The 12,604-nt window shown below is 69.2% G+C and carries 10 protein-coding genes and 1 pseudogene; 7 read left to right on the top strand and 4 right to left on the bottom strand.

Translation table 11 applies throughout. The features are described from left to right. Positions 1–160 precede the first annotated feature (160 nt). Positions 161–322 carry a hypothetical protein gene (locus ACRX5W_RS24710; RefSeq protein ID WP_436790486.1) on the top strand — a complete coding sequence of 54 codons (162 nt, stop codon included), beginning with the start codon at positions 161–163 and terminating at the stop codon, positions 320–322. Between the two features lie 224 nt (positions 323–546). Here the strand turns inward: ACRX5W_RS24710 and ACRX5W_RS24705 are convergent. After that, positions 547–965: pseudogene (locus ACRX5W_RS24705) on the bottom strand (GNAT family N-acetyltransferase); the annotation flags it as partial. 572 nt (positions 966–1,537) lie between these two features. Here ACRX5W_RS24705 and ACRX5W_RS24700 point away from each other — a divergent pair. Beyond that, a complete protein-coding gene (locus tag ACRX5W_RS24700) occupies positions 1,538–2,989 on the top strand; it encodes an MFS transporter (protein WP_436790485.1) in 1,452 nt (483 codons plus the stop codon). A 532-nt stretch (positions 2,990–3,521) separates the two neighbouring features. Beyond that, complete coding sequence (locus tag ACRX5W_RS24695; protein WP_436790484.1) at positions 3,522–4,523, top strand: LacI family DNA-binding transcriptional regulator; 1,002 nt, start codon at positions 3,522–3,524, stop codon at positions 4,521–4,523. A gap of 118 nt (positions 4,524–4,641) precedes the next feature. On the opposite strand, the gene ACRX5W_RS24690 is transcribed toward ACRX5W_RS24695, so the two are convergent. Further along, positions 4,642–5,226 (bottom strand): helix-turn-helix domain-containing protein, encoded by a 585-nt coding sequence (locus ACRX5W_RS24690; RefSeq protein WP_436790483.1) that lies wholly within the window; start codon positions 5,224–5,226, stop codon positions 4,642–4,644. A 247-nt stretch (positions 5,227–5,473) separates the two neighbouring features. Between ACRX5W_RS24690 and ACRX5W_RS24685 the strand changes: the two genes are divergently transcribed. From ACRX5W_RS24685 to ACRX5W_RS24675, 3 genes are all read left to right on the top strand, one after another. After that, the gene (locus ACRX5W_RS24685) at positions 5,474–6,526 is read left to right on the top strand and encodes a zinc-binding dehydrogenase (RefSeq protein ID WP_436790482.1); all 1,053 of its coding nucleotides are present in this window, start codon (positions 5,474–5,476) and stop codon (positions 6,524–6,526) included. A gap of 88 nt (positions 6,527–6,614) precedes the next feature. Continuing rightward, complete coding sequence (locus tag ACRX5W_RS24680; protein ID WP_436790481.1) at positions 6,615–7,127, top strand: nuclear transport factor 2 family protein; 513 nt, start codon at positions 6,615–6,617, stop codon at positions 7,125–7,127. A gap of 220 nt (positions 7,128–7,347) precedes the next feature. Then, positions 7,348–8,157 (top strand): SDR family NAD(P)-dependent oxidoreductase, encoded by an 810-nt coding sequence (locus ACRX5W_RS24675; RefSeq protein ID WP_436790480.1) that lies wholly within the window; start codon positions 7,348–7,350, stop codon positions 8,155–8,157. Between the two features lie 256 nt (positions 8,158–8,413). Here ACRX5W_RS24675 and ACRX5W_RS24670 read toward each other — a convergent pair whose 3' ends face one another. Then, complete coding sequence (locus tag ACRX5W_RS24670; RefSeq protein WP_436790479.1) at positions 8,414–9,289, bottom strand: alpha/beta fold hydrolase; 876 nt, start codon at positions 9,287–9,289, stop codon at positions 8,414–8,416. A gap of 85 nt (positions 9,290–9,374) precedes the next feature. Between ACRX5W_RS24670 and ACRX5W_RS24665 the strand changes: the two genes are divergently transcribed. After that, on the top strand, positions 9,375–9,950 hold the full coding sequence (locus ACRX5W_RS24665) for a CGNR zinc finger domain-containing protein (RefSeq protein ID WP_436790478.1): 576 nt from the start codon (positions 9,375–9,377) through the stop codon (positions 9,948–9,950). 444 nt (positions 9,951–10,394) lie between these two features. Here ACRX5W_RS24665 and ACRX5W_RS24660 read toward each other — a convergent pair whose 3' ends face one another. After that, positions 10,395–11,780, bottom strand: coding sequence for an ABC transporter substrate-binding protein (locus tag ACRX5W_RS24660; RefSeq protein WP_436790477.1), 1,386 nt, complete (start codon positions 11,778–11,780; stop codon positions 10,395–10,397). Positions 11,781–12,604 lie beyond the last annotated feature (824 nt).

Below are 12,604 nucleotides of genomic sequence, written 5' to 3'. Positions count from 1 at the left end.
GGCCGCGGGCTTGAACGCACCGCAGCAGTCCCGCGAACTGTATGCGGACCTGACCACGGACGAGCTGATGCAGCTGACCGGGGGGCCTTTCAGGATGCATCAACAGGCCGCTGCCATACGGGCGGCGCGAAACACGGCCGCGCCCGCTCCAAGCGAGAGCATGTCGCACGGAGACCCCGCCTATTCGGCCGACTACCGCGATTCCCCGGGCTACCAGCGCTCCCGAGAGCGGGCGAACGCCGCCTACTGGCGTGCCGCCGCCAAGGAGGGCCGCGGGTACGGGCTGAGCAGGACCCGACGGCCCGGCGGCTCGCCCGTCTGACGGCCGGTGTTCGCCGGGACCCGTGGCCCGGGCGCTTGCGTCGTACCGGAGTTCGGCCCACGGGGGCTCACAACTGCTGCGGGATTTATCAATGAGGCTCAGTCACTCTCATCTGTTGCCTTGATCATGCGGGCTCTCCAAGCGGGCGGCACAAGAACGCTTGAGGCTCATAGCAACGGTGGAAGGTCAAAGCCCGGGGCAGTGCCGGGAATTCGGGTGGCTCCTCACCCCGGCGGTGTGGTGGTGATCCGCTTCTCGAACCAGTGGTGGGCGTACGGCTCGTCGTTGAAGGCGGTGACCTCCCGGAAGCCGCTGGAGCGATACAGGCTGATCGCGGCACCAAGGGCCTTGTTGGTGTCCAGACGCAGAACGTCGAGGCCGTGCAAGGCAGCGCGTGCCTCCAACTCGGCCAGGAACCTGCGGCCGAGTCCGAGGCCTCGGGCGTGGGGCGCGACCCGCATGCGCTTGATCTCGGCCGGGGCCCCGGACGGCAGCTTCAGGCCGACGCAGCCGACGGGTTCGGTGTGGAGCGGGCGACCAGGAACAGCCCGTGCGGCGACCGGAGTTCGCCCGCGTCGGGCAGCAGACTGCGCGCGGGGTCGAAACCGGTTTCGAAACGCTCCTGCAACTCGGCGAAGTAGGCGTGCGTTCGTTCGTACCGCGTCCAGGGCGTCCTCTCGGGACCGAGGATCCGGAACCGGAAGTCCGTGGGCACGCCGACGGGCAGCGGCTCGGGCGGCGGGATGAGGGTGTAGCCGCGCTCGGACGCGTGCAGACCACCGACTGTGGACGAGGCTGCGGAGTTTGGCGAGGCCGCGGTTGTCTCGGCGGAGTTCCCGCCATGGCCTTCGTGCGCTCGCGAGGGCTTGTCGGCGCCGACCGCCCCGACGGCGTCGCCGATGCCGGACGCGCCGACGTGTATTGCCGTGTTCATCAGGTCCTCCGGAATTTCGCGGTTCCGTGGGCAAGCGTGGTGCCGACCGGCACCCGTGTGGGTTCGAGGCCGGCGGATCCGTGACGACCGGGCCGGCTGTGCTTCAGAAGATACCCCCAGGGGGTATGCCGTCAAGTGGGTCGGGGGAGTCGGGCTCAAATGACCTCGTCGCCGAAGGCGGTCATGGCGACCCGCGGGAGCCTCGGACTGTACAAAATATACCCCCAGGGGGTATATTCCATGGCGCTTGCATACCCCTACCCCCTATGGAGGTGGTCGTGATGTCCGCGGCCGAGACAACACCCGATCCGCGACGCTGGACAGCGCTGGCGCTGATCGCGTTGGCCCAGTTCATGGTCATCATGGACACGTCGATCATCGGCGTGGCCCTGCCCGACATGCAGTCTGACCTGGGGTTCTCCCAAGAAGACCTGTCGTGGGTCTTCAACGCGTACGTGATCGCCTTCGGCGGCCTGCTCCTGCTCGGCGGACGCCTGTCCGATCTGTTCGGTGCGAAGCGGATGTTCTCCGCCGGGTGGGCGATACTCGGCGTCGGTTCGCTCGCCGCAGGGCTCGCGGGCGAGGTGTGGATCGAACTGGTCGGCCGCGCCGTCCAGGGCGCGGGCGCCGCGCTGATCGCACCGTCTGCTCTGACACTGCTGATGATGCTCTTCGGCAACAACCCGAAGGAGCTGACCAAGGCGTTCGCGTTGTACGGCGCCGCCGCTCCCGCGGGCGCCACCGCCGGTGTCTTCCTCGGCGGGCTCATCACCCAATACGCGAGCTGGCCTTGGGTGTTCTACATCAACCTCCCTGTCGTCGCCCTCGCACTGATCGCCATCCCGCCGCTGATGCCGTCCGCCCCCGCGCGCCGAGGGTCGATCGACTGGCTCGGCGCCACCCTGGTCACCGGCGGTCTCGCCGCCGCCGTGTACGCCGTCGTCCGCGCCCCCGAAACCGGCTGGGGCTCCGCCGAGACGCTTGTCGTCCTCACCGGCGGTATCGGGTTGGTCGCGCTATTCCTGGTCGTCCAGTCGAAGAAGTCCGAGCCGCTCATGCCGCCGCGGATCCTGCGCACTCCCAACCTCGGCGCCGCCAACCTCGCGCAACTCCTAATGGCCGCGGCGTGGGTGCCGATGTGGTTCTTCCTCAACCTGTACCTGCAGCAGGTCCTCGGCCTCGGCGCCTTCGCCGGCGGATCGGCGCTGCTCCCGATGACCGTCGCGATCATGGTCATGATGATCACCGTCGCACCGCGCCTGATCGCCAGGTTCGGGCCCAAGCCGCTGACCGTCGCCGGGCTCGCCGCCCTCGCCGGCGGCATGCTGTGGCTGTCGTTCGTCCGCGCCGACGGCACGTTCTGGGTCGACGTCCTGCCCGCCTCGCTGCTCGCCGCGACCGGTATGGCGCTCGCGTTCATCCCGTCCCTCGGCACCGCGATCTCCAGCGCCCGCCCCGAGGAAGGCGGCCTCGCCTCCGGCATCGTCAACACCAGCTACCAGATCGGCTCGGCCCTCGGACTCGCCGCGATGACTGCGGTCGCCGCCGCCCACGGCGCCCAAGAGATCGGCGACCCGGGCGCACTCACCGACGGTTTCTCCGCCGCGTTCCTCGGCGCCGCCGCCATCGCGGCCGCAGGCGCCCTGCTCGCCGCAGTCACGCTGCGCACGGGTGACCCTGCTCCGGCCGCTCCCGAGAGCGCCGCCGAGAGCAAGGCAGCGCTAGGCGGTTGAACCGCTTCTTCGAGCAACTGACAAGCCAGTCAACTGCCTTGCTGCCGACCGGGCGCTCGTGCCCGATCGGCGGCAAGGCAACTCAAACTCAAGAGGCCACCGGTTCACACATCCACCACGCCGTCGGCGCCGTCGCAGGTCGGACGTACGAACATCTCGTCGGCTTGCGCCGCACCGAGGCGGGGTGTGCCGACGTGCGCGTCGATCCGATGCGTCGACGGACGCCTCTGCCCGGGGACTCGTCCTTGACTGGCCGAGGCGCTTGTGTAAACAATTGTTTAATGAAAGTGGGCGGTGAAGCCGCCTGCCACAGCTGAAGCACCACGAAGCCCACCCCGGACTTCGTGGGGGAGTTACCGCGTTGCTTGTCCTCCGTGCCCGCAGTGAGGGCGAACGGACCTGTTCGACCGGCGAGTCCGCGGAGAAGGGCGACGGACGGTAAGCATCAGTGGCAGATTCAGAAGAGGACTCGTCGACGTTGGCTGATGTCTGCGGTCACGGCGGAACCCCGAGGCCACCGACGATTTACGATGTGGCGCAAGCTGTGGGTGTGTCGCCGTCGACCGTGTCGCGGGCCTTCGCCAGGCCGGGCCGGGTGAAGGCGGAGACTGCGGAACGCATCCGCCAGGTGGCCGCTGAAATCGGTTACCGGGTCAATCCGTTGGCGTCGGGGCTTCAGGCGAGCGGGAGTTCGATGCTCGCCCTCCTGGTCTCGGACGTCACGAATCCCTTCTACACGGAGATCATCCGCGGTGCCGAGTCGGCTGCCGCCGAGGCCGGGTATGTGCTGGTGCTGTTGGACGCCCAGGAATCCAACCGCATGGAGCACGACAGCCTGCAACGATCGCTGTCCGTCGTCGAGGGAATCGTCCTCGCAGGCAGCCGGCTGTCCGACTCGGCTATCCGCACGATCGCCAAGCAACGCCCCCTGGTGGTTCTCAACCGCGATGTGGCCGGTGTGCCGGGCATCGTCCTGGACATTCCGCAGGGAACCCGGCTGGCCGCCCAGCACTTGGCGCACCACGGCCACCGGTCGTTCACCTATGTCTCGGGTCCGGAAGCGTCGTGGGCGGACGGCATGCGATGGCTGTGCCTGCGGAATGCGGCGGTGAAACTGGACCAACGCGTCCACGGCCTCGGACCGTTCGTGCCCACCGTCGCGGGGGGTCGCCTGGCCGCCGAACGCCTGGTCCGCGACCTGCCGACAGCCGTGGTGGCGTACAACGACCAACTCGCGATCGGGCTGATTCTGGGGCTCCAGGCGCACGGCGTAAAGGTGCCGGAGGACGTCAGCGTCATCGGCTTCGACAACATCTTCACCAGCAAGATCGTCACCCCGACGCTGACCACCATCGTCGCGCCGCTGCGCGCGCAGGGCCGCACAGCGGTGGACGTCCTGCTGGCCTCGGGCACCGTACCCCGGCTTCGTACCGGACGGCCGATCACCTTGCCGGTCAAGCTGGTTGTGCGCGACTCGACGGCACCGGCGAGGCGCGGCCGACTTCGCGTGCCTCCGCTGACCGCGGGCGGCTGAGCGTCGAAGCCGAGACGCAGGCCGCCCGCGTGTGCGGAACTTCGAGTGGGCGGGGCGCCCTGAGGCGATCTTGGCCACACGCCTCAGCGGGACGCGACGCCGCTCCCCGGCGGCCTCGTTATTCGGGTGGGCGCAGGAGTCGGAGGATCATGTCGACGGTGCGTTCGATCGGGCGCTGTTGTGCGGGGGCGGCGGGCAGGAGCGTACGGGCCAGCACGGCGCCGAGGAGCATGTCGAAGACGTCGTCCGGGTCCACGGCGGGGTCGACGCTGCCGGGTGGTGCCGCGCGCAGGATGTCTTGGAATTGCGGCCGTGCCGACACGCGCATGTACAGCGCCGGCGGGTGGGGGCGGCTGGATGTCCGGTGGTGCGCGATGAGTCCGGCGGCGGCGGCGCGTGACGCGGGGGCGCTGAACGCGGCCAGGTAGGCGCGGAGGAAGCGGCGCAGGTCGCGGCGGAGGTCCCCGGTCGGTTGGACGCTCGGAGCGCTGAGCCCGGGGAACGTGGCTTCCTCGATCAGCTCGATGCGGGACGGCCAGCGGCGGTAGATCGCGGAGGCGTGGACGCCGGAGCGTTCGGCGACGGCCTGGATCGTCGTCGCGTCGAAGCCTCGTTCGACCAGCAGGTCGCGCGTTGCCGCGAGGGCGCGTTCGCTGATGCTCGTGTCGCGTGGGCGGCCGGGGCGGCGGCTCTGATCTGCCATGGGGTGATCGTAGTGACCGGTCGAGGTGCCGGGGGCTTCCCCGGTCTCCGGTCCAGTTACAGGAGAACGTCTTCTATAAATTTTCAGGAGGAGGTCTTCTGTAAATGGGTGCTTGTCACTACAGTCCTTGTCGCGAAGGCGCGTGATGAGATGCGTGCCGTGGGGCGGTTGGTCGCGCTCCGGGAAGGCCCGGCGGCGGTGGTGTGAACGGCTGGGTGGCGCCCACCGATTCGAAGGCGGAGAGACGATGCGTGCTGCTGTGCTGAGGGGCGGAACCGTTCAGGCCCGGACCGTCGACGATCCGGTCCCCGGGCCGGGGCAACTCCTCGTCCGATCTCTCGCGTGCGGGATCTGCGCGTCGGACCTGCACTTCATGGACCATCCGGACGCGGGTGAGGACGACGACAGCGGGATGTCGACGTACGACCAGGACGTCGACATCGTCATGGGCCACGAGTACTGCGCCGAGGTCATCGGCTACGGCCCCGACACCGAACGGCGGATTCCGCTTGGCACGCGTGTGAGTTCTCTGCCGATCCTGACCGTGCCCGGCGGACGCCGGATCATCGGCCAGAATCCCGACTCGCCCGGCGGGTTCGGCGAGTACTTCCTGATCACCGAGTCCATCGCCCGGGTCGTCGCCTCGGACCTGCCCAGTGAGGTGGTGTGTGTCGCGGACGCGATCTCGGTCGGCTGGTCGGCTGCGGCCCGCGCCCGGATCACGACGAAGGAAGTGCCGCTCGTCATCGGCTGCGGCGCCATCGGCTTGTCGGCCATCGCGAACCTCAAGCGCCTGGGGGTGGGGCCGATCTTCGCGGTCGACTTCGTGGCCTCGCGCCGCGAGACCGCCCTGGCCATGGGCGCGGATGTCGTGATCGACCCCGCCGAGGTCTCGCCGTACCAAGCGTGGCGGGACATCGCACGCGAGTCCGAGGCCATGAAAGACATGCCGGCCCCGCTCGGCCTGCCGGGCTGCGTGGTGTTCGAGTGCGTCGGTGTCCCCGGTGTCCTGGACGCGATCATCAAGGGCTGCGAGCGCGGCACCCGCATTTTCTCGATGGGCGGACCGCCTGAGGGCGACCACCTGCACACGCTGACCGCCAAACGCAAGGGGATCAACATCCAATTCGGCGGCGGCCCGGCGATGGAGCACTGGGACGAGGCGTTCGACGCGGTCTGCTCCGGCAGCCTCGACGTCTCGCCGATGCTCGGCCGAACCGTCGGGCTCGACGACGTCGCCGCCGCGCTCGACTCCTCACGCAGCGCCGACGGGCCGGTGCGCATCGTCGTCGTGCCCTGACCGGGGCGTGGACCGTGCTTTCCCCCGATCGGACGCCGCAACGCACCGAGGCGCCGACTCCGCCGAACACCCGTGGAAAGGCCGCAACATGAGCGAGATCGACGAACTCCGTGCCACCGTCGAGACGTTGGCCGCGAAGGTCCGTGCCCTTGAGGACCAGGTCGAGATCATGCAGCTCGTCGCGCAGTACGGGCCCGCTGTCGACAGCGGTTCGGGTGACGCCGCCGCGGCGTTGTGGACCGAGGACGGTGCGTTCGACGCCGTACCGCATCTGGAGATGCGGGGGCGGGACGACATCGCCGGCATGGTCCACGGCCCGGGCCACCAGAGCCTGATCCTCAACGGGTGCGGTCATGTCCTGACCGTCCCGCACATCGTCGTCGACGGTGACGAGGCCACCGGACGCAGCTACGCGCTCAACATCCGCTGGGACGCCGACGCCGACCGTTTCCGGGTGGCCCGGGTCTCGGCCAACACTTGGCGCTGGAAGCGGACTTCGCACGGCTGGCGGATCGCCGAGCGGATCAACGCCAACCTCGACGGCACCGCCGAGCACCGGGCGATGCTTGCGCCGCCCGCCGACGACCGCCCGACGCCGTGAACGAGCCCGGCCGGGGGACGTGACCATGGTGCGCGAGGTCGCTTGAAGCGCGGGAGCCGACCTCGGGATCATCGGCGCGGTCCTGTCCTCGGACCCGATCGAGAAGAAGGTCCGCAACACGGCCTCCGGGCCTTCGCCGGATGATCCGGGCGAGCAAGGGGCGAGCAAGGGGCGAGCAAGCATGCGACGGGCCGGTTGCACACACACGGAGGAGCACGAGATGGTTGCAGCACTGTCGGGCAAGTACGGGCCGTGGGGCGTCGTCGCCGGCGGGTCCGACGGGGTCGGGGCCGCGTTCGCGAACAAGATGGCCGCCGCGGGGATCAACGTCGTGCTCGTGGCACGCCGCGTCCCCGTGCTGGAGGCGTCCGCGGACGGAATCCGCGCCGAGTACGGCGTCGAGGTCCGTACGGTCGCTCTCGACCTGAGCGCCCCGGACGCCGTCACCAAGCTCGTCGACGCGACGGCCGACCTCGAAATCGGGCTCTTCGTGTACAACGCCGGCGCGGACGACGTCGGCCTCCCCTTCCTCGACAAGGATCTCGACGCACACCTGAGTCTGGTCCGGCGGAACTGCGGTGCCGTACTGGAAGCCGCCTACCGGTTCGGTGCCCCGATGGTCGAGCGCGGGCGCGGGGGAGTCGTGCTGGTCACCTCGGGCGCGGCCTGGGCCGGGGGAGCCACCCTCGCCACCTACGGGGCCACCAAGGCGTTCGACCTCATCCTCGCCGAAAGCCTGTGGGTGGAGTGGCGCGACCGCGGCGTGGACGTCCTCAGCCTGGTCCTCGGGAGAACCGACACCCCCTCCCTGCGCCGGACCCTGGAGGCCAAAGGCGACGTCTCGCCCGGCGAACTCGCCGACCCCGACGACGTCGCGGAGACCGCGCTCGCCCATCTGGCCGACGGCCCCACATGGATCCACGGAAGCGACAACCCGACCGGACCTTCGCCGCTCGCCGCACTGAGCCGCCGCGACGCCGTCCTCGCCATGAGCCGCGGCTGGGCCCCGAACGGACACGCCGAAAACTGACGAACCGCACGCCCGGCCCTGGGAGGCCCGAACCGCGTTTCATTCATCCGGTTCGGGCCGGCGCAATCATCTCGGCCCCGATGGCGGTGGTGTCGGCGCAGCGCGATTTTGGTGGTTGCCGCGGTTGCGTCCTCCCGGACGAACCGGTCTCCGACCTGGTCACCCGCCGCCAGGTCTCGGGCGGCGGGTGACCGGCCGCCGCGTTGAAGAGCCCCGCACCCGGACGCTGTGGCCACCTCTGTTGGGTTTCGCCCCGCTATTGCCCGGTGTGGTCGAGGAAGTCGGCGATCAGCGGGGCGATCTGGGGCAGGTGGGTCTCCAGGGCGAAGTGGCCGGTGTCGAACAGGTGCAGTTCGGCGTGAGGGAGGTCTCGCAGGTAGGCGCGCGCACCGGCCGCGGGGAAGAAGGGGTCGTTGACACCCCAAGTGATGAGTGTGGGCGGGGTGTTCGTGCGGAGCCACGTCTGCCACCGGTCGTAGCGCTCGACATTGGAGTGGTAGTCGAAGGCCAATGCGACCTGTGCCTCCTTGCGGCCGGGCAGGTCCAGGAAGTGCTGGTCGAGCGTCCAGGCGTCCGGGGACAGCGTCGCCGTGTCGGAAACGCCGGTCTCGTACTGCATGCGTGTACCGGCGAGGGTCAGCAGCTCCCGGATCGTCTCCTCCGCGCCGGGCGTTTCGGGGCGTAGCGCGATGAAGTCCCGGGCGCCGTCCGACAAGCCCTCGTCGTAGGCGTTGCCGTTCTGCACCATCAGGCCCGCGATCCACTCGGGGTGCCGTTCGGCGAGGCGGAAGCCGATCGGAGCGCCGAAGTCGAACACATACATCACGAACCGGGTCAGGCCGAGCCCGCGCACAAAACCTTCGGTGACGTCGGCGAGCCGGTCGAAGGAGTAGGTGAAGGCGTCCGGGACCTCCGTGTGCCCGAAGCCGGGGTAGTCCGGCGCGATGAGCCGGTAACGCGAGCCGAGGACGTCCATCAGGCGGCGGAACTGATGGGAGCCGGAAGGGAATCCGTGCAGGAGCAGCAGCACCGGCGCGTCGGGCCGCGCGGGCCGGGTCTCGCGGTAGAAGACCCGGACGCCGTCGACGTCGAGGTGGCGGTGGGTGGCCCGGGTGATCGCGGGAAGCAGCATGTCTAACGCCTTTCAGCGGTGCAGATGCATTAGACATACCGATCAAGCCTCTAATGTGTCAACCGTTTCAAGTAACATTAGGGACATGAGCGACCTCATCCCGCTGACCGGCGAGCCGTTGGCCCTCGACCTGGTCAACACCCACCCGACGGCGGGCGACCTGCTGGCCACCCCCGCCGACCTCCGCGCCTGGCTGCGACTGGAGGCCGAACGGTTCGACGAGGCACGCGAGCCGGCCGCCGGCGACCTGGGTCCCGGCGATCTGGCCGCCGTCCACGACGTCCGCGCACACATCTCACGTGCCCTGGGGCGCCTCCTCCGTGGCGACCAACCGGCAGCGGACGATGTGGAGGCCCTCAACCAGGCCCAGCGGGCCGCGCCCGCGATTTTGGAACTTGTCCGGAACGGAGGGGCGGTCACCGCGACCCGGCACCGTACCGGAACACCCGGGGCACGACTGGCGGCATGGCTGGCCGAGGCCGGCGCCGAGTTCCTGGCCGGCCCCTCGGTCGCCGAAGTCCGTCAGTGCGCGGCCGACGACTGCGTCATGCTTTTCCTGCCCTCGCACCCGCGCCGCCGCTGGTGCTCCGCCGCCCGCTGCGGCAACCGCGTCCGCGTCGCGCGCCACTACCAGCGCCACAAGGCAACCGGAAGCGCCTGAAGGCATCTTCGGCGCGGCGTGCGCACAAGTGGCCGGAACGGATCGACCAGCATGGAGCCAACGCCCGGACGCCGCAGACCAGTTCCAGGCGACGAGTCAGGGCCTTCGCGCCGCGGTGCCGCCAGGTGGAACCGGCCGGGGAGCGCCGCTGATGACACCGGCGGCGCGTTTCTCCGGTGCATGGCTGCGTGCCAGGCAGACTCCACGGAGACAAGGGCCTCGGCACCCTCGCTTGCGGCGATGGTTGCGCACGCGCGGCACCATCCATCACACCGCCCGCAAGGGGCCGAGACCCTGCCACGGCTGGGGCGCCACCGCTGGGCCACCGAGCGCATCATGGCCGCGCTCGCCGGTTCCCGCCGCCTGCACCGATGCCGCGAGCGCGAAGCGGGCCACTTCCTTGCCATGACTGGCATCGCCTGCACAAGTGGCCGACTTTGCTTGCTACTTGAAGTCGGCGAAGGTCTTGCCGATGTCCGCCAGGGTCAGCGGCTTGGGGTATTGGCCGGTGAACTTGTAGGCGGGCGCATTGCAGCGGTAGGCGCCGTTGTCGGGTTTGAAGTCGGCGGGCTGCCAGCCGTCGGTGGTGGCTCGGACGATGTTGAAGCAGGCGATCGGTTTGTCCGGCGTGCTGACGTCGACCGGCGCCTGGAGGCCGCCGCCGGTCCACGCGGTGTTCTTCATCGCGGCCTCGTAGGCGCACCTGCGGGTGAGGTTGTCGCCGCAGGTGGCCGCGGATTCGGCGAACAGCAGCCATGCCGAGAACGCCTTCACGGTGGGCAGGGTCACGTTGGCCCCGGGGGCGTACTTGGCGAACAGGTCCACCAGTTGCTTGGTCGCGGGGTTGGCGGCGGCGTTCTCCAGCGGGTGGACGCCGCTGAGGTCGGCGAGGTTGTTCTGGGTGCCGAGGACCTGCTTGCCGGCGACTTCGAGGAATCCGGGGCCGTAGGCGTTGTTGTTGGTGTCGATCCAGTCGAGCTTGTGGCCGAGGGAGGTCAGTGACTGCTCCAGCTTCGCCAGCTGAGGGTAAGTGCCGTACCAGACAAGGCCCTTGACGTTCTTGCTCTTGATCGTCTGCGCGTACGGTGTCCAGTCTGCGATACCTGTGGCGGGATAGAGCTCGTTGTAGACGACTTTTCCGCCGGCCGCGGTGAGAGCTTCGACGGCCTGGGCGCCGATCACCTTGGTGACGGGGCTGTCGCCGTTGATGATGCCGATGGCGTCGGCGGAGCCGGGGTAGGCCTCCTTGAGAAGCCAGTTGTAGTAGCCGGCGTAGTGGGAGTAGGACGCCCCTCCGGGTTGCGGGGATGCCTGCAGGTCGGAGCCTTCGTTCTCCAGTTGGGCGGTCTGGGCGGGGAAGTCCGGCAGCATGCACGTCAGCCGGTCTTTGACGCCCATGCCGTCGAGCCCGGCGCCGCCGCCGACGAGGGCGAAGTCTTCGCGGCAGGACTCGGCCATCCGCGGAAGTACTTCCATGAATCTGGTGTCGCGGATGTCGGCGACGAGCTTGCGGCCGTTGATGCCGCCGGCGTCGTTGCACCAGGACGTGAACACCTTGGCCGCGTCCAGGAAGTCCTGGTTCTTGGTCATGCCGACATCGGAGAAGACGCCGACCTTGATCTCCTTCGCGGTGACGCCCTGGGCCGGCGCGGTGGTCGGGGAACCGGGTCCGCAGACGCCTTTGAGGTCGCCGAAGTCCGTTGACACGGGCGCGTTTTGCTGTGTCGGCGCGGTGTTGTCCTCGCCGTTGGCCGAGCCGCCTCGGTCGGAACATCCGGCCGCGAGCAGGGCGGCCAGCGCCACGGCGATCAGGGGTTTGTGCGGTCTCACGACTGTCTCCTTGGATGAGGCGTCAAGCCGTAGGGCCTGCGATGGGGACGGGCCTGCCCGACCGGGGCGTCGGCGGGGGCCGGCGATGTGCCGCCGACTCGTCGAGCGCGAAAGGCCTTTCGACGATTTCCCGATGCTGTGAACACTGCGTCGAGCGTCCCGCTCAGCTTTCCGTCCGCGTGAATCGCCTTGCGGGCGTGTATTCCTGCCGGCGACCGGGACGGACGGTGCGCTGAACCGTTCCGAAAGCCTGGGTATCGCGAATCCGGCTGCACCCGGAGAATCACCGCGTGCCCACCGGAAGCCAAGGCGAGCTGAATGAATCCCACTTTCCGTCGATCGCGGGTCCGTGTTGCGTCGCCCCGGGGGCTAATTAATCAATTGATTGATTGTGAATCATGCAGGCGCGCGGCGGTGCTGTCAAGGAGTCGGCTGTCGCCGTCCGCGTGGGGGGCGTGGATGATCTTGCGTTGCCGCGGGCGCGGCGTCCGGGCGGTGTTCCACGGGTGTAAACGGTTCTGCCGCAAGGGTGTTCGCCGTGCAGGGTCCGTGGTCCTGTGCCGCACGACTGCCGAAGTGCGCCGACTCGGCGCCCCCTGGCCCGGGTGAGCGGCGGCTCCATGGTGTCGGCGCCGGGTGGCCGAGGCCGGTCGTCCCGAAGTCTTGACAGCGCGAGAGCGGCCCTCCCATGATTGTAATCAATCGTTTGATTAATTAACGCCGGATCCGTGGGACTGTCGGGTCGCGCAGCGCGAGGGACAGGCCGGCACCGGGGAGCGGCGAAGGGCGGATCTCCTCCCGTAAGGGGAGCGGGGCAGCCGAAT

The organism is Yinghuangia sp. YIM S10712 (genome assembly GCF_051388935.1).
Lineage (GTDB): Bacteria > Actinomycetota > Actinomycetes > Streptomycetales > Streptomycetaceae > Yinghuangia.
Note: the sequence above shows the minus strand (reverse complement) of the source record. Positions and strands in the feature narration are given on the sequence as shown.

Bases quoted from the DNA above. Each gene is read 5' to 3' on its own strand.
- ACRX5W_RS24710 (WP_436790486.1), top strand. From the start codon at position 161: ATGTCGCACGGAGACCCCGCCTATTCGGCCGACTACCGCGATTCCCCG.
- ACRX5W_RS24700 (WP_436790485.1), top strand. From the start codon at position 1,538: ATGTCCGCGGCCGAGACAACACCCGATCCGCGACGCTGGACAGCGCTG.
- ACRX5W_RS24690 (WP_436790483.1), bottom strand. From the start codon at position 5,226: ATGGCAGATCAGAGCCGCCGCCCCGGCCGCCCACGCGACACGAGCATC.
- ACRX5W_RS24685 (WP_436790482.1), top strand. From the start codon at position 5,474: ATGCGTGCTGCTGTGCTGAGGGGCGGAACCGTTCAGGCCCGGACCGTC.
- ACRX5W_RS24680 (WP_436790481.1), top strand. From the start codon at position 6,615: ATGAGCGAGATCGACGAACTCCGTGCCACCGTCGAGACGTTGGCCGCG.
- ACRX5W_RS24675 (WP_436790480.1), top strand. From the start codon at position 7,348: ATGGTTGCAGCACTGTCGGGCAAGTACGGGCCGTGGGGCGTCGTCGCC.
- ACRX5W_RS24670 (WP_436790479.1), bottom strand. From the start codon at position 9,289: ATGCTGCTTCCCGCGATCACCCGGGCCACCCACCGCCACCTCGACGTC.
- ACRX5W_RS24665 (WP_436790478.1), top strand. From the start codon at position 9,375: ATGAGCGACCTCATCCCGCTGACCGGCGAGCCGTTGGCCCTCGACCTG.